The organism is Methyloversatilis sp. XJ19-13 (genome assembly GCF_024580155.1).
Taxonomy (GTDB): Bacteria; Pseudomonadota; Gammaproteobacteria; order Burkholderiales; family Rhodocyclaceae; genus Methyloversatilis.
On record NZ_JANINH010000005.1, the window covers coordinates 277,979 to 293,968 of the forward strand.

Here is a 15,990-nt window from a genome sequence, read left to right on the forward strand (position 1 = left end):
GGCTTTACAACGCTGCGGCAACTTGAGTGTCATGTCGAGCGCAACGGCTCCATTCCCCACGCTCATCTACCGCATGGTGCATGTGGACTCGCTGCCGACCATCCTCGCGCGCGGAGCGCTGCATGCGCCCACCTGCACACCCGAAGATGGGCTGCTCTACCGCGCGATCCACAACACGCAGGTACAAGCGAGCCGCCAGGAGAAGGCCGTTCCTTGCGGGCCACAGGGGACAGTGCATGACTACGTGCCGTTCTACTTCGGTCCGCTGTCGCCGATGCTGCTTAATCTGAAGACCGGTCGTGTCGACGGCTACGACGAGGGGCAGGAGCCTCTGATCTATCTCGTGAGCACCGCCCGATCGGTGGCTGAGGCAGGTTGTCGTTTCGTGTTCACCGACGGCCACGGCCTCGCCACCTTCACCAACTGGTTCGACGATCTGGCGCGCCTGGACGCGGTGGACTGGAGGCTGGTCGGCGAGCGCTACTGGAGCGACACGCCCGAAGACAATGACCGCCAGCGTCGCAAGCAGGCCGAGTTCCTGGTGTGGCAGTCGCTCGATTGGAAACTCATTGCGGGTATAGGCGTGTTGAATGCAGCGATGAAGGCGCGCGTGGAAAGCATCCTTGCCGAGCACCCGCTGCGCAGGCAGGTGGTTGTCAAGATAAAGCCCGCCCTGTATTACTGAGCGCGAAGCGAGGAGGCCAAGAATGATCGAAATTACACGCGGCAACCTGCTCACCGCCGAGGTCGAGGCGCTGGTCAACACGGTGAATTGTGTCGGCTACATGGGCAAGGGCATCGCGCTGCAGTTCAAACAGGCGTTTCCGGCCAACTTCAAGGCCTACACGGCAGCGTGCGCGGCCGAAGAGGTGGTGCCGGGGCGGATGCTCGTCCATGACAACGGCGGGCTGGTGAATCCGCGCTGGATCATCAACTTTCCGACCAAGCGTCACTGGCGTGGGAAGTCGCGGCTGGAAGACGTCGCCAGCGGGCTGAGCGCATTGGTTGCCGATGTCCGGCGTCTGGGTATCCGCTCGATCGCCCTGCCGCCGCTTGGCTGCGGCCTCGGTGGTCTGGATTGGGCAGTGGTGCGGCCCATGATCGAAAGTGCATTCGCCGATCTGCCGGACGTGAAGGTGCTTTTGTTCGAACCGGCTGGGGCGCCAAGCGCAACGAGCATGCCCGTTCGGACGAAACGCCCGGACATGACGCCCGCACGTGCGCTGTTCGTGAAGCTGATGCACGCCTACTCGGCGCTGGACTACTCGCGCACCTTGCTTGAAGTGCAGAAGCTCGCCTACTTCCTGCAGGCGGCAGGGCAACCGCTGCGCCTGCGCTACGAAGCCGGGCACTATGGCCCATACGCCGACAACCTGAACAAGGTGCTGGAGTCGATGGAGGGGCACTACGTACGTGGCTATGGCGACAGCCAGAAGCCGACTACCCAGATCGACCTGCTGCCGGGTGCGGTGGACGAGGCGGATGCCTTCCTGGCCGATGATGAGCCGGCGAGACAGCGCCTCGACCGTGTTGCCGAGCTGATCGAAGGCTTCGAGACACCCTATGGCATGGAGCTGCTTGCCACTGTCCACTGGGTGGCACACGAACCGAGCCCCGGCCATGCCGAGCGCGCCGCGAATGCGGACGAGGCGATCAAGCAAGTGCACGCCTGGAATCCGCGCAAGAAATCGGTCTTCCGCCCGGAGCACGTAACGGTGGCATGGGCGCGCCTGGAAGAAGCCGGCTGGATGCGTTGATCCATTTCATGTCTTTGGTCTGGAATGCGTGGTGTGCGCCTGACATTGGCTTGACATCAGCTTCTATGGATTTTCTATGAGCACCTATGAGCCGCTGTGGGCTCCAGGCGCATAGGCGAGGCGGGCATGGGCTGGGAACTCGAAACCGTTGAGAAACCCTTCGTCGAGCAACTGCTGACGATGGGCTGGCGCTATGTCGAAGGCGACCTCGACAAACCCGCACTCACCGGACGCGACAGCTTCGCCGAGGTCATTCAGCTCGCCACGCTGCGCCGCCAGCTGCAAGCGCTGAACCTCGACGCCACGGGACAGCCCTGGCTGGACGACGAGCGCGTCAGTCAGGCTGTGGGCGCGCTGACCCGCATTCCCGCGCACCGGCTGATGGAAGCCAACCGCATCGCAACCGAGCTGCTGCTGAGCGGAATCACCGTGGAGGGCCTGCCCGGCTGGGACGGGGGCCGCAGCCAGACCATCCACTTCATCGACTGGGAAACGCCCGAGCGCAATACATTCACCGTGGTCAATCAGTACCGGGTGGACTGCCCACCGGGTTACACGCGCGGCAAGGCCTTCATCGTGCCGGACCTGGTGCTGCTGGTGAATGGCATTCCGCTGGTCGTGGTCGAGTGCAAGAGCCCGAGCGTGCCCGAACCGCTGGCCGACGCGGTGGACCAGCTGCGCCGTTACAGTAATCAGCGCCGCGCCAGTGGCGAGGTGGATGACAACGAAGGCAACGAGCCGCTGTTCCACACCAACCAGTTGCTGATTGCCACCAGCTTCGACGAGGCGCGCGTGGGCAGTGTGGGTGCCGCCTTCCGTCACTACGCTGCGTGGAAGACGGTGGTGGGCGCCGACGGACAGGGTTGCGAGGCCGAAGTGGCAGCCCGTCTCGGCAAGCCTGCGGACAAGACGCAGCTCTCCGAACAGGAACGACTGGTGGCAGGTCTGCTGCGCCCGTCACACCTGCTCGATGTGGTGCGCCACTTCATGCTGTTCATGACGGCCGACGGGCAGACCGTGAAGTCGGTCTGCCGCTACCAGCAGTACCGCGCGGTCAATCGCGCCATCCACCGCCTTCGCACCGGCGCCACGCGCAGGCAGGACGGTGAGCACGACAGGCGCGGCGGCATCGTGTGGCACACCCAAGGCTCGGGGAAGAGCCTGACCATGGTGTTTCTGATGCGCAAGCTGCGCAGTGACGCGCTGCTGCGCCGGTTCAAGGTGGTGGTGGTGACAGACCGCAATGACCTGGAGCGCCAGCTGTCAGAGACGGCCACGCTCACCGGCCAGAATGTGTTGCGGGCCAGTTCGGCCGAAGATCTAAAGAAACAACTGCGCCGCCACGGGCCGGACATCGTGTTCGGCATGATCCAGAAGCAGCGCAGCGGTGACGCCGTGGGCGAACCCGGGCTGAGGGCCGAAGACCTGCCGAAACTGGCGACGCACGAGCCGGCGCCCAAACCCTACGACCCCGACGTGCTGAACGAGGACGAAGCCATTCTGGTGCTGGTGGATGAAGCACACCGCGGCCAGGCGGGCGACCTGCAGGCGACCTTGCTGGCCGGTCTGCCCAACTGCGCGCGCATCGGCTTCACGGGCACGCCGATCCTGATGGGCGACAAGAAGCGCACGCACGCCATCTTCGGCGAGTTCATCGATCGCTACACCATCCGCGAAGCGGAGGCCGACGGGGCCATCGTGCCCATCCTGTACGAAGGCCGCACGGCGCACGGTGCGGTGAAGGACGGCGCCAGCCTGGATGATCTGTTCGAAGACCTGTTCCGCGAACACACACCGGAAGAACTGGAGGCGATCCGGAAGAAGTACGCCACCAAGGGCCAGATCTTCGAAGCGCCGGACCTCATCCGCGACAAGGCGCGCGACATGCTGCGCCATTACGTCACCCACATCCTGCCCAACGGCTTCAAGGCGCAGGTGGTGGCATACAGCCGGCTGGCCGTGGTGCGCTATCTGGATGCCTTCATCGTCGCGCGGGATGAGCTGCTGGCAGAGGCCGATGCGCTGAGCCCGGAGAACAAGGCGCTGGACGACGAGGTGCTGTGCACGCGACCACCGGCGGTGCAGGCGCAGGTTCAGGCCTGGCGCTGGCGTGAGGTGCTGGCGCGCATCGAGTTCGCCTCCATCATTTCGGGCAGCAACAACGACGATCCGGCCTGGAAGCAATGGACCGACAGCACCGCGCAGGAGCAGCGCATCAAGCGCTTCAAGCAGCCGCTGCTGCATGCCGACCCGACCAAGGCGGACCCGCTGGCCTTCCTGATCGTGAAGTCGATGCTCCTGACCGGCTTCGACGCGCCCATCGAGGGCGTGATGTACCTGGACCGACCGATCCGCGAAGCCGAGCTGCTGCAGACGATCGCACGCGTGAATCGCACCGGGCACGGCAAGAAGTTCGGCATCGTCGTCGACTACTTCGGTCTGGCGCACCACCTCAAGGAGGCGCTGAACGTCTATGCAGACGAGGACATCGACGGTGCGCTGCAGAGCCTGAAGGATGAAATACCGGTGCTGCGCGACCGGCACCTGCGCGTGGCGGATCTGTTCCGCAGCCGCGGCATAGAGGACCTTGACGACTACGTGGAGTGCGTTGCGCTATTGCGTGACGAACGGTTGCGCGCTGAGTTCGCGGTCAAGCTCAAGGCCTTCCTCGACACGCTGGATGTCGTACTACCGAGATCTGAGGGGCTTCCCTTCGTGAAGGACGCCAAACGCCTCGCGTTCATCTACGCACGAGCCCGGAACACTTACAGGGATACCGTCCAGTTGGGCAAGGACGTGGGCGCCAAGGTGCGCAAACTGATCGATGATCATGTGGTGTCGATGGGCGTGGATCCGAAGATTCCGCCGGTGTCGCTGACCGACGCCGACTTCGGTACCAAGCTGGCCAGGGAGCCGAACGACCGGGCCAAGGCGTCGGAGATGGAGCACGCCATACGCGCGCACATCCGCGAGCATCTGGATCAGGACCCGGTTGCGTACCGCAAGCTGAGCGAGCGACTGCGGGAGCTCCTGGGCAAGCTTGACGAGCAGTGGGACGAGCTGACCAAGGCGCTGAAGGTACTTGTCGAGGAGATCCGCACCGGGCACATCACGCCTGATGATCGGCTGCCCGACCTGCCTGAACACTACGGCCCTTTCCTGCGGCTGATCGTCGACACCGCAGCCGGTGACCGCGAACTCGCCGACGCCGAGCGCACGCTGCTGGTGGAGCTGACAGTGGAGGTGGTCGACACCATCAGCGCAGAGCTGACACCCACCTTCTGGCGCCCCAACCGCCAACCGGCTCAGGACGCACTGAACACGCGGATTTTCGAACTGCTGATGAAGAGCCGCCTGCTGCCCACGCCGCAGATTGAGGCGCTGGTCGACAAGCTGATGGAGCTGGCGCGCGCCAACCACGACAGACTGCTGAAATCATGAGCACGCTGAAAGTGAACGACCTCTGCTTCGAAGTGCGTCGCAGTCAGCAGCGGCGTGCGCTGGAGATCACGGTTGATCGGGGCGGCGAGCTGATCCTGTCTGCCCCACCCGATGTGGCCGACGTGACGCTGCGGGACTTCGTGCAGCGCAAGCGGATGTGGGTCTACAAACAGCTCGCCCGCAAGGAGGCACTGTCGCGCACGACGCAGCACAAGGTTTTCGTGGAGGGCGAAGACTTCACCTACCTTGGCCGCACCTACCGCCTGCGTCTGGTCGATGAATGCGATGTGGCGGTGAAACTGCAGGGTGGACGCTTCGTGATGCCGAAGGCGCTGGCATCAACCGGGCGCGAACACCTCATTCGCTGGTACTGCGAAAGGGCACGGCCATGGCTGTGGTCAAAAGTGCAGGACTACGCCAGCCGGATGGAAGTCACGCCCGCCGGCATCCGCGTGCAGGATCTGGGTTACCGCTGGGGATCGTGCGGCAAGGGGGCGCTGCTCTACTTCCACTGGAAAACCATCCTGCTGCCCGCCCGGATCGCCGAGTACGTCGTGGTGCATGAGATGGCCCACCTGCTTGAGCAGCACCACACGCCTGAGTTCTGGCGGCGAGTTGAACGTGCGATGCCTGATTACGAGCGCAGGAAGGTATGGCTCGCCGTGCGAGGGATGGAGGTCGAGGGTCTGTAGCGCGTCGCCATCAGGCATGGCGCGAAGGTTGGCATGGTTTGGTGGATGGGTCGCGTACTTGGGTGAACACACCAACCTGAGCATGCTGATTTTGCTCATACCGGATGCTGAGCGGACAGGTTTTCCTGGGGTATGTGAGAGGCTGAGAGCACGCTGGCGTCGTCCCATTACAAAAGGTAATTCTGGATTTCATGGAGAGCAGACAAAGCCACTTCGACAATGTACTTGACCAAAACCGGAAGCAATGCGGCATATAGGCTTACCGGGAACAAGGTTGGTCTTGGCTGTTTCACGTTGCGCCGCCGACCCACCCATCTGCCTCGGATACGATTGATTGACACCGTACAGCGCTTCCAAACACTCATTTTGATTGCCTCCAGTCCAAGTTCTCCTACCCTGCTTTCAGCTTGGTCTACGGAAGCGCTTGCGCAAAGGGCGATCGAAGTTCTCTGTTTGACCTTCGCCTTTATTGCTGTACGTAAAATACAGTGGCTTCTCGAGGTTTGTGTGCTCACCCCCGACGATGTTCGAACGGCCGTCGCAGCATGCAGCGGCAACGGGAGTGGGCGATCTAAGCGTCGTGGTAGCGTGAGGCTCAGAACCACGCAATCGGTGGGTTGGCTGTGCTTCGTGCAGAAATGGCGCACAGTGCCTGAGCGGAGGTAGCGCGCTCCACGCTCGAACATTAAAACTGCCAGTACGCGAGGTCGGCACCTCGCCAAAGCTAGCCCCGTGCTAGCCCACCCCCAAAACGAAAACGGCCCCCATCGCTGGGAGCCGCTTGAATGCTGGTGGTGATGGGGGGACTTGAACCCTCGACCTACGGATTATGAATCCGTCGCTCTAACCAGCTGAGCTACATCACCAAAGCCGCGCAGTGTAAGGGTTTCAGCCGGATCGAGTCAACCGAGCTATCCAAAACTTCACCCTCTCTTTTGAAATCCGAGGTTTTCGAGAGGGCGTCTGGCTGCGGAGTCTGACAACCGTCTCGAAAGGTTTTGGACATCACGTCGCAATTAAAGCTTGGTAAAAGATCAGTTGCGCGCGGGTCTACGGCATGCAGCGATGTAGCAAACTAAAACTTTACGTGGTCCGTGAGGCGATTCAATCGAGCCACGGCTTTTCTTTGAGTACCTGCTCACACAAATCCGAACCTGACTGTGCGAACGGTTCAAGCACATCCTCCATCCCGAGCGAATATCCAATCGCAAGCGCTCGATAAATCACATGAATCTGTGCAAAGGACTCGCGGGAGAGCACGTACTCACGCCCAGCGTCTCTTGTTCTTCGTTCACCAAGCAACGACACCCACGGTTCGCTTTTAGGGTCCTTTAACGTGATATCCAAAGCGGCATCCGAGTTGGCAGGAGAGAATATCTTTACATGGAGAAGCTCCGCTTTGGACTCTTCCCCGCAGGCCCTTAGTATCGACATCGTTCGCAGACGTGCTCCCTGCTTCTCCAACAGGTGACCAAACTGCGTCATCGCCAACATGTTCGCAGCAGTCTCTCCTGGATCAGTAGCAGCACTGCAAGTCAGGGACACAAGCAACAGGGGTAAGGTACAGAGGATTTTTCTCATGACTTTACGGCGCGCATGAACCGGTAGGCCCAATAGATCGCGACTGGAAGGACGCCGAGAACAAGTGTGTCTTCAATCAGCGTGCCACCACCTTCCTTGATCTCGTCAACGATTAAATGCGACAAGGCGACCCACAAAACGCTGATGACAAGGGCGATTCGAGTTCCACGATCCATAGCAACAACCCACCCAGTGAGGTGTTAGTAACTACTGCAGTTAGTTCGTGCGCCAACCGTCGTGCAACGGGTTTGGAGGCCCTGCCCTCGTTGCGTTGCAGCATTAATAGAGTTCACCTCAGCTACAACCTGTGCATGCATCTGGGCGAGCAACTCTTGAACCTGGTACCGCGCCTCTTTTTCGGAGATCTGTCCCGAGGCTATGCGTTCTTCCAATACATCAAGGGCAGCAATTACCCGATGAGCGTTACTGATGTAACCGTTGTGGAATGAGTATCGAGAGTCGGCCCTAAGTGCCGTCGCGGTGCATTCCGCGACACCTTTGAAGCTGGCATGTTGCTCATTACAACTCGAATACATCTTGTCCATGGATGCGCAGCCCCCAACGAACGCTAGAAGCAATGCTGCAAACGAAGTGCGCTGTCGATCCATTTTCTCTGTCTTGAACGGTGTGTTGCAGAACACTCAAGTCTCGAAGCCTCACCTACCAATCAAATCTGGGTGCGGGCCACAAATAATCTTAAAGCATTTCCTAGGACGGTCATGACAAAGCTGTTACGACTCCTCTGTAGCCCGTTTGAGTTTTGGATAAACCCGATAGTATTGGACTGACAGAAAGCAAAAGAGCCTTGAAACCCGCATCTGGCTTGGGTTTCAAGGCTCCATGTTTTCTGACGAACTGCTTATGAATCCGTCGCTCTAACCAGCTGAGCTACATCACCCTTTGAAAGGCCGTGGATTGTCGTGGAGCGACCGGGTCTTGTCAAGAATGGCGGCCCGGCAGGACAATCGCGGGTCTTTCATCCGTGCGGTCACTTTCGCGATGCAGCAGGATCTTCAGTTCGACGTGGTCATCGTTGGCGCCGGCCTGCCCGGGCTGGCGCTGTGTGCGGCGCTGCGCCGGGCGCAGCTTTCGGTGGCGCTGGTCGAGGGACGGATGCCGGAGTGGCCGATCGGGAGCTGGGACGCGCGGGTATATGCGGTCAGCCCGTCGAGCGCGGCCTTTCTGGAGTCGGTCGGCGCCTGGGCGCATCTCGAGCATGCGCGGATGCAGCCGCTCGCCCGCATCGAGGTGTTCGGCGACCGCGGTGCGCGGCTCGACTTTTCGGCGTTCGACGTCGGCGTGGGTGAGCTGGCGTGGATTGCCGAATCGAGCCTGATCGCGCGCGAGCTGTGGGAGGGCGTGAAGCGGCAGGCCAATGCCACCTTGCTGTGCCCGGCGCGGCCGGCGAAGCTGACGCACGAACGCGGCCGCTCGCGGCTGACGCTGGAGGATGGCCGCACGCTCGATGCCGCGCTGGTGGTCGGCGCCGATGGGGTCAATTCATGGGTGCGCGCGCAGGTCGGGCTGGACGCGCATTTCACCGATTACAACGAACTGGGCGTGATCGCCAATTTCCGCTGCGAAAAGCCGCATCTGGGCTGCGCCTGGCAATGGTTCAGGCCGGATGGCGTGCTGGCTTTCCTGCCGCTGCCGGATCAGCACATGTCCATGGTGTGGTCGGCGCCCGAAGCCAGGGGTCGCGAACTGCTGCAACATGACGCGGCGACACTGGCGATCGAGGTTGCGGCCGCGGGCGATCACGTGCTCGGCGCACTCGAGCTGGTGACGCCGGCAGCCGGTTTTCCGCTGCGCCTGATGCAGGTACCCAAGGTGATCGCACCGGGCGTGGCGCTGGTCGGCGATGCGGCGCATGCCATCCACCCGTTGTCGGGTCACGGTGTGAATCTGGGTTTTGCCGACGTCCGCGTGCTGGCCAGCGTGCTGGCCGACACTGATCGCAGCGTGCTGGGCGACGTGCGCGTGCTGCGCCGCTACGAGCGCAAGCGGGCCGAAGAGGTGCAGGCGCTGCAACTGACGACGCATGCACTGCACGAACTGTTCCGCCCGGCGTGGCCGGCGCTGGCCTGGCTCAGGAATACCGGACTGAACCTGACACAGGGTGTGCCTGTCCTACGCAATGCGCTGGTACGCTACGCGCTCGGTTAATTGGCGCACGAAACAACACACGCACTGAATCCGGCCCATCGGGGCCGCCAACACAGCGCCCCAACAGGAGTTTTCATGTCCCTCAAGCACACCGCCGCACTGATGTGCGCGCTCGCCGCCACATCGGTTGCCTTCGCGGGTCCGGTTGAAGATTCGATCAAGACCGCCGTCGAAGCCGCCATCGGCAACGGTTCAAAGGTCGAAGGCGTCACCAAGACGCCTTACCTCGGCCTGTATGAGGTCCGCATCGGCGGCGAAATCCTGTACACCGACGAGAAGGCGAATTACCTCATCCTGGGCGAAATCCTCGACGCGAAGTCGCGCCAGAACATCACGCAGCAGCGGGTGAACCAGCTGTCAGGCATCAACTTCGCCGAGCTGCCGCTCGAGCTCGCGATCAAGCAGGTACGCGGCAGCGGCAAGCGGGTCATCGCCACCTTCGAAGACCCGAACTGCGGCTATTGCAAGAAGCTGGCGAAGGAATTGCTGACGATGGAGAACGTGACCGTCTACACCTTCCTGACGCCGGTGCTCGGCCCGGATTCGGTGAAGAAGTCGGAAGCGATCTGGTGCTCGCCCGACCGCGTGAAGGCGTGGAGCGACTGGATGACCACGAATGTTGCGCCGGCATCGGCGGCTGCATCGTGCGACACGGCCGGCTTCCAGAAAGCAGCGGCGCTGGGCGAAAAGTACCGCGTGCGCGGTACGCCGACCATCTTCCTCAGCACGGGTGAGCGTATTCCGGGCTATGTGCCGGTCGCGCAACTCGAAAAGCGCCTGGCCGGCATCAAGTAAGGCTGATCGGGACCGGCATGGCGCCGGTTCCGACCTTCTGCGCTGACGCGCGCTCACACCTTCTCGAATATCCCTGCGGCGCCCATGCCGGTGCCGATGCACATCGTCACCATGCCGGTACGCGCCTCGCCGCGCTGCATGGCGGCGATGACGGTGGCGGTGCGGATGGCGCCGGTGGCGCCCAGCGGGTGACCGAGCGCGATGGCGCCGCCAAGCGGATTCACCTTCGCCGGATCCAGCCCCAGCGTGCGCATCACCGCCAGCGCCTGCGCCGCGAAGGCTTCGTTCAGTTCGATCCAGTCGATGTCGTCCTGCGCGAGGCCGGCCAGCTTCAGCGCCTTCGGGATCGCCTCGACCGGGCCGATGCCCATGATTTCCGGCGGCACGCCGGCCACCGCGAAGCTGCGGAAGCGCGCGATCGGCACGGCACCGGTGCGCTGCATGGCCGCTTCCGACATCAGCAGCACGGCAGCCGCACCGTCAGACATCTGCGAACTGTTGCCGGCGGTGACCGAGCCGCGCGCCGAAAAGGCCGGACGCAGCTTCGCCAGCGCTTCCGCGCTCGAATCGGCTCGCGGCCCTTCATCGGTGTCGAAAACGCGCTCGGTCATGCGTACCGTATTGCTCGCCAGATCGGGCAGGTGGCTGCGCACGGTGTAGGGCAGCACCTCGTCGCGGAAACGGCCGGCGGCGATCGCGGCCAGCGCCTTGTGGTGCGACGCCAGCGCGAAGGCGTCCTGGTCCTCGCGCGACACGCCGTATTGCTGCACGACTTTTTCCGCGGTCAGGCCCATGCCGTAGGCGATGGCGACGTGTTCGTCCGACTCGAAGGCGCGCGGATTCACGGTGACCTTGTTGCCCATCATGGTCGGCATGACGGTCATCGATTCGGTGCCGGCGCCGATGGCGATGTCGCACTGGCCGGTCATGATCTTCATCGCCGCATCGGCCACGGCATTCAGGCCGCTGGCGCAGAAGCGGTTCACCGTGATGCCCGGCACCGACACCGGAAAACCGGCCAGCAGCACGCCGATGCGCGCCACATTCATGCCCTGCTCCGCTTCCGGCATCGCGCAACCGACGACCACGTCGCCGATGTCGTTCAGGTCGAAAGCCGGCACGGCGTCGACCGTGCCGCGCAGCACGTGCGCCAGCATGTCGTCCGGCCGCACGTGGCGGAAGGCACCGTTCTTGCGCGCCACGGCCGTGCGCTTCGCGGCGACGATGTAGGCATCCTGGATCTGTCGTGTCATGACGGTCTCCTCAGTTCCGCAAGGGTTTGCCGGTGTCCATCATGTGCGCGATGCGCGCCTGGGTTTCGGGCGTCCGCAGCAGCGCGACGAATTCCGCGCGTTCGACTTCGAGCAGCCACTGTTCGCTCACGCGCGAGCCGGTTTCGATTTCGCCGCCGCACAGCGCGACAGCCGCGGCGCGCGCGACGCGATAGTCGTGCGCCGAAATCAGGCCGCCCTCGCGCATGTTCACCAGCATCATGTCCAGCGTGGCGATGCCGCTGCGCCCGGCCACCATGATGTTCGACGCCTGCAGCGCCGGGCGCCAGGCGCTGTCGGCCATGGCGACCGCGTTGCGACGCGCCACATGCAGCAGTTCGTGCGCATGCATCACCACCACGTCGTCCGGCTTCAGCAGGCCCAGTTCCTGCGCGTGACGCGCGCTTTTCGACACCTGCGCCATGGCGATGGTCTGGAACACCGACTGCAGGAAATTCATCGGGTCCTTCGTCGCCGACGCTTCGGCGGCGCGCGCTGCGCGCAGCGCGAATTCCTTGCAGCCGCCGCCGGCCGGAATCAGGCCGACGCCCGCTTCCACCAGCCCGATATAGCTTTCCAGCGCCACCACGGCGCGCGGCGAATGCATGACGAATTCGCAGCCGCCGCCCAACGCCATGTTCTGCACCGCGGTGATGACCGGAATCTGTGCGTGCTTGATCGCCTGCGACGCCTGCTGGAAATCGTTGATGACGCCATCCAGCGCCTTGAAATCACCGGCTTCGAGCACCGGCCGGATCTGCTTCAGGTTGGCGCCGACCGAAAACGGCCCCTGCGGTTGCCAGATGACCAGCGCATCGAAGTCGCGTTCTGCGCGGGCGATGGCCTCGCGCACGCCTTCGAGCACCTTCGGCCCGATGGCCGACATGCGGCTCTTGAACGACAGCACCGGCGCGCGCGCGCCATCGGCATCATCCAGCGTCCACAGCCGCACCTCGTCGCCTTCCCAGATCGTGTGCGTGGCACGCGGCATCTCGCCGAGCACGAGTTCGGGAAACAGCTGGCGTGCATGGGCCGGCAGCGATGCACGCGGCTGCAGCGCGGCGGCCGACGCCGACCACGATCCGGCGGCCTCATGCGCCGCGTGGCGCTCGAACACCCAGGCCGGCAACGGAGCGTCACTCATGGTGCGACCGGCGGCAATGTCATCGCGCAGCCAGCCGGAGACCTGCTGCCAGCCGGCGGCCTGCCAGGTTTCGAATGGCCCGGCCTGCCAGCCGAAGCCCCAGCGCATCGCGAAATCGACGTCGCGCGCGCTGTGGGCGATATCGCCCAGATGCACGGCGACGTAATGGAACACGTCACGGAAGACGGACCACAGGAACTGCGCCTGCGGATGCGCCGACGCACGCAGCGCCGCGAGCTTCATCTGCGGATCGCGCTCGGCCAGGATGACCTGCACCTCCTCGGCCACGGCGCCGGCCGCATCGCGGTAATCCTGCGTTGCCAGATCCAGCACCTTGATCTGCCGCCCGTCCTTGCGATAAACGCCGGCCTTCGTCTTCTGGCCCAGCGCGCCCCGGCCGACCAGCGCGGCGAGCCAGGCCGGCGCGGTGTAGTAGCGGTGCCACGGGTCGGCCGGCAGGTGGTCGGTCATCGTTTTCACGACGTGCAGCAAGGTGTCCAGCCCGACCACATCGGCAGTGCGATAGGTGGCCGACTTCGGCCGGCCGATCGCCGGGCCGGTCAGCGCGTCGACCTCGTCGAAGCCCAGGCCGAGGCGCTCCGTGTGGTGCATCGCGGCCAGCATCGAAAACACGCCGACCCGGTTGGCGACGAAGTTGGGCGTATCGAGCGCACGCACCACGCTTTTGCCCAGCGTCGTCGTCAGGAAGGTTTCCAGCGCGTCGAGCAGCGCCGCGTCGGTCGAGCGCGACGGGATGAGCTCGACCAGCGACATGTAGCGCGGCGGATTGAAGAAGTGCACGCCGCAGAAGCGGCTGCGCAGGCTGTCGGGGCAGCCGTCGGCCAGCGCGTTGATCGACAGGCCGGAGGTGTTGCTGGCGAAGATCGCGTCGGCGCGCAGATGCGGCGCCACCTTCGCGTACAGGCCGTGCTTCCAGTCCATGCGTTCGGCGATCGCTTCGATCACCAGATCGCAGTCGGCCAGCCGCGCGAGGTCGCGGTCGTAGTTGGCGATGTCGATCAACGCCAGCCGGTCGGCGGTTGCCAGCGGCGCGGGTTCGAGCTTTTTCAGGCCGTCGAGCGCGCGCCTGACGATGGCGTCCGGGTCGCCCTCCTTCGCGGCGAGGTCGAACAGCACGACCGATACATTCGCGTTGGCGCAGTGCGCGGCAATCTGCGCACCCATGACGCCAGCACCGAGCACGGCGACACGACGGATACGGAACTGAAGGGGGATGGGACGGGACATGGCGGTCTCCCGGAAGCGGAACGCCGGCCACCAAGTGCGGCCGGATCACCGAAAAGGCAGAAGCTGCGCACCGGCCGGCGCCTTGCGGGCGCCGGCCGGTGCGGCATCAGAAGGTCTGGTTGTACTGCACCGACAGCAGGTCCGCACTGGTATCGAACTTGCCGCGAATGATCTGGCCGGTCGGCGTGGTGCCGACGATGGTGCGTCGGTCGATGCCTTCGCGGTCGAAGAAGATGTGCGCGTAGCCGACATCGATCGTCGATTTCGGCGACAGCGCATAGCGCGCACCGATCGCCACCCAGTAGCGGTCGCTGTCGGGCAGCGTCAGCGTGCGCGTCGTTTCGTCATGCACCGGCGACTTGTCGAACGCAACGCCGAACCGCAGCTTCAGCGCCTCGGTGTATTTGTAGGCCGCGCCGTAACCGATACGCCAGCTGTCGCGGAAGTCGTACTCCGGATTGGTCAGGCGGGCACCGGTGTTTTCATTGCGCACGTCGAGTGACTTGAAGGACGACCAGCCGGTCCAAGTGTAGTCACCCATCACTTCCCAGCGGTCGGTCATCTGGTGATGCACGGCAACCGAGAAGGTATCGGGCAGCTCAATCCTCGCGAAAGCGGGCGTCACGCCGGTCGCCGGACCGGCTTCGGTCGCGGTCGCCTCGCCTTTGAGCCGGAAGTCTATCTTCGAGCGGTAGGACAGACCGACGCGCATGGCCGGTGTCACCTGATACATCAGGCCGACGTTGAAACCCATCGCCGTGTCATCCGCTTCCAGCCGGTTGCGTGCATTGGGCAGCAGCGGCGACACCGGCAGCTGCTGCTGGATGTCGCCTTCAAGCTTGACGAAACTGATGCCGGCGCCGATCGACAGCTGGTCATTGACGCGCCAGGCGACCGACGGATTGATGTTCAGCGCCTTCAGGTCGACGTAGTTGCCCTGGAAGCGGCCGAGGAAGGTGGTGTTGTAGTCGGTCTTGTTGCCAAAGGTGGCCGACACGCCGACACCGATGCGGAAGCGGTCATTGATTGCATAGCTGTAGTAGCCAGCCGGAACAAGCGACAGGCCGCCGCCCTCGCCGCCTTCATCGCCCAGTGGAAAAACGGTCGGTCCGGGCAGGATCAGCGCATTCGAACCGCGATCGTCGAACTTCAGCGATCGGTGCAGCAGCGTGCCGGCGACCGAAATGCTGTGCCCCATCGGCAGATAGGTCATGCCGGCCGGATTGAAGTAGATCGTGCTGGCGTCGTCCGCGACAGCGGCCGCACCGGCAAATGCGGTCGCCGTACCGGCGCCGTTCTGGTTCTGTACCGCAAAGCCGGCTGCCATGGCCTGACCGGACATCGTCAATCCGATCAGCACGGCCAGACGTGCGAACGGAAGATCGGGACTTGCACAATTATTGTGTGATGACATTTCAGCTCCTCGTCTGGTGATGCGTTGCCGGCGCCCGATTCACCGCAGAAGTCGGGGCCGGTGCGACCGTACAGCGCTGTAACGGTCAATCTTTCGGAATATTCAGTTTCTGCCCCTCTTCGCCCACTGCAACATAGGTCAACGTCGCCTCCGCCACCTTCTTTATCTGTATGTTTTCGTAACCCGTTTCCGCATAGACCGTCACATCGACCGTGATCGAGGTATTGCCGACCCGTGCCACCGATGCATAGAAGGACACGAGATACTGGGTCGTGATCGGCTGCAGGAACACGAAGGAATTGACCGCCACCGTCACCACGCGCGAGCGGGTGCGGCGCATCGCCGCGATCGAACCGGCCACGTCCACCTGCGACATGACCCAGCCGCCGAATATGTCGCCCGCCGCGTTGAGGTCGCGCGGCATCGGCAGCAGGCGCAGCGCGGGTTGGTCATCGGGCAGGGACTGTACGGAATCATTCAT

Annotated in this window: 11 protein-coding genes and 1 tRNA gene; 6 read left to right on the plus strand and 6 right to left on the minus strand. The window is 63.4% G+C overall.

Going from position 1 to position 15,990, the window contains the following annotated elements:
* Window positions 1–31 precede the first annotated feature (31 nt).
* The 4 genes from NMQ14_RS09255 to NMQ14_RS09270 all read left to right on the plus strand — a co-directional run bounded on the left by NMQ14_RS09255 (window position 32) and on the right by NMQ14_RS09270 (window position 5,890).
* A complete protein-coding gene (locus NMQ14_RS09255; protein WP_257095431.1) occupies window positions 32–685 on the plus strand; it encodes a DUF4433 domain-containing protein in 654 nt (217 codons plus the stop codon).
* Between the two features lie 22 nt (window positions 686–707).
* On the plus strand, window positions 708–1,757 hold the full coding sequence (locus NMQ14_RS09260; protein ID WP_257095433.1) for a macro domain-containing protein: 1,050 nt from the start codon (window positions 708–710) through the stop codon (window positions 1,755–1,757).
* 126 nt (window positions 1,758–1,883) lie between these two features.
* Window positions 1,884–5,198: a type I restriction endonuclease subunit R gene (locus tag NMQ14_RS09265; protein ID WP_257095435.1), complete on the plus strand. Its 3,315-nt coding sequence runs from the start codon at window positions 1,884–1,886 to the stop codon at window positions 5,196–5,198.
* The gene (locus NMQ14_RS09270; protein WP_257095438.1) at window positions 5,195–5,890 is read left to right on the plus strand and encodes a M48 family metallopeptidase; all 696 of its coding nucleotides are present in this window, start codon (window positions 5,195–5,197) and stop codon (window positions 5,888–5,890) included. The genes NMQ14_RS09265 and NMQ14_RS09270 overlap by 4 nt, the downstream gene beginning before the upstream one ends.
* A gap of 789 nt (window positions 5,891–6,679) precedes the next feature.
* Here the strand turns inward: NMQ14_RS09270 and NMQ14_RS09275 are convergent.
* A tRNA-Met gene (locus NMQ14_RS09275) sits at window positions 6,680–6,756 on the minus strand.
* 238 nt (window positions 6,757–6,994) lie between these two features.
* On the minus strand, window positions 6,995–7,384 hold the full coding sequence (locus NMQ14_RS09280; RefSeq protein WP_257095440.1) for a hypothetical protein: 390 nt from the start codon (window positions 7,382–7,384) through the stop codon (window positions 6,995–6,997).
* 1,086 nt (window positions 7,385–8,470) lie between these two features.
* Here NMQ14_RS09280 and NMQ14_RS09285 point away from each other — a divergent pair.
* A complete protein-coding gene (locus NMQ14_RS09285; RefSeq protein ID WP_257095442.1) occupies window positions 8,471–9,637 on the plus strand; it encodes a UbiH/UbiF family hydroxylase in 1,167 nt (388 codons plus the stop codon).
* A gap of 75 nt (window positions 9,638–9,712) precedes the next feature.
* The gene (locus NMQ14_RS09290) at window positions 9,713–10,432 is read left to right on the plus strand and encodes a DsbC family protein (RefSeq protein WP_257095444.1); all 720 of its coding nucleotides are present in this window, start codon (window positions 9,713–9,715) and stop codon (window positions 10,430–10,432) included.
* A gap of 53 nt (window positions 10,433–10,485) precedes the next feature.
* Here the strand turns inward: NMQ14_RS09290 and NMQ14_RS09295 are convergent, their stop codons facing one another.
* The 4 genes from NMQ14_RS09295 to NMQ14_RS09310 all read right to left on the minus strand — a co-directional run bounded on the left by NMQ14_RS09295 (window position 10,486) and on the right by NMQ14_RS09310 (window position 15,990).
* Window positions 10,486–11,685 (minus strand): acetyl-CoA C-acyltransferase, encoded by a 1,200-nt coding sequence (locus NMQ14_RS09295; protein ID WP_257095446.1) that lies wholly within the window; start codon window positions 11,683–11,685, stop codon window positions 10,486–10,488.
* A gap of 10 nt (window positions 11,686–11,695) precedes the next feature.
* Window positions 11,696–14,095 carry a 3-hydroxyacyl-CoA dehydrogenase/enoyl-CoA hydratase family protein gene (locus tag NMQ14_RS09300; RefSeq protein WP_257095448.1) on the minus strand — a complete coding sequence of 800 codons (2,400 nt, stop codon included), beginning with the start codon at window positions 14,093–14,095 and terminating at the stop codon, window positions 11,696–11,698.
* A gap of 106 nt (window positions 14,096–14,201) precedes the next feature.
* A complete protein-coding gene (locus NMQ14_RS09305; protein WP_257095450.1) occupies window positions 14,202–15,509 on the minus strand; it encodes an OmpP1/FadL family transporter in 1,308 nt (435 codons plus the stop codon).
* An 85-nt stretch (window positions 15,510–15,594) separates the two neighbouring features.
* Window positions 15,595–15,990, minus strand: coding sequence for an acyl-CoA thioesterase (locus NMQ14_RS09310; protein WP_257095452.1), 396 nt, complete (start codon window positions 15,988–15,990; stop codon window positions 15,595–15,597).